We start from the raw sequence: 1,084 nt of genomic DNA, 5'->3' as shown, positions 1-1,084 counted from the left end.
TATGCAACCGGTTAAGGTCGATGAACCAACGGTGGAAGAAACAATCACTATCCTCAAAGGCATTCAAAAGAAATACGAAGACTACCACCACGTTCAATATACCGATGCCGCAATTGAAGCAGCTGCAACTCTTTCCAATCGCTACATACAAGATCGCTTCTTACCTGACAAGGCCATTGACCTCCTAGATGAAGCAGGTTCTAAGATGAACTTAACCTTGAATTTTGTGGATCCTAAAGTGATTGATCAACGCTTGATTGAAGCTGAAAATCTCAAATCTCAAGCTACACGAGAGGAAGATTTTGAAAAAGCTGCCTACTTCCGTGACCAGATTGCTAAATATAAGGAAATGCAAAAGAAAAAGGTCACAGACCAAGATACTCCTATCATCAGTGAGAAAACCATTGAGCACATTATCGAACAGAAAACCAATATCCCTGTTGGAGATTTGAAAGAGAAAGAACAATCTCAACTCATCCATCTAGCTGAAGACCTCAAGTCTCATGTTATTGGACAGGACGATGCTGTCGATAAGATTGCTAAGGCTATTCGCCGTAATCGTGTTGGACTTGGGACGCCTAATCGCCCAATTGGAAGCTTCCTCTTCGTCGGACCAACTGGCGTCGGTAAGACAGAACTTTCCAAACAACTAGCTATCGAACTCTTTGGTTCTGCTGAGAGTATGATTCGCTTCGATATGAGTGAATATATGGAAAAACACAGTGTAGCTAAGTTGGTCGGCGCCCCTCCAGGTTATGTTGGCTACGATGAGGCTGGGCAATTAACTGAAAAAGTCCGCCGTAATCCATATTCTCTTATTCTCTTGGATGAAGTAGAGAAAGCCCATCCAGATGTTATGCATATGTTCCTCCAGGTCTTGGACGATGGTCGTTTGACAGATGGGCAAGGACGTACCGTTAGCTTCAAGGATGCCATCATTATCATGACCTCAAATGCAGGTACAGGTAAGGCCGAAGCCAGCGTTGGATTTGGTGCTGCTAGAGAAGGACGTACCAATTCTGTTCTCGGTGAACTCGGTAACTTCTTTAGCCCAGAGTTTATGAACCGTTTTGATGGTATTATT

1 protein-coding gene is annotated in these 1,084 nt (G+C 43.5%); it reads left to right on the top strand.

The window, feature by feature from the left end; all coding sequences use genetic code 11:
* A partial coding sequence (locus ACLNCN_RS04900; protein ID WP_424844751.1) for an AAA family ATPase occupies window positions 1–1,084 on the top strand: 1,084 nt, incomplete at both ends.

It is taken from the genome of Streptococcus sp. CL8.13 (assembly GCF_049737895.1).
This window is presented reverse-complemented; position numbering and strand designations above follow the sequence as displayed.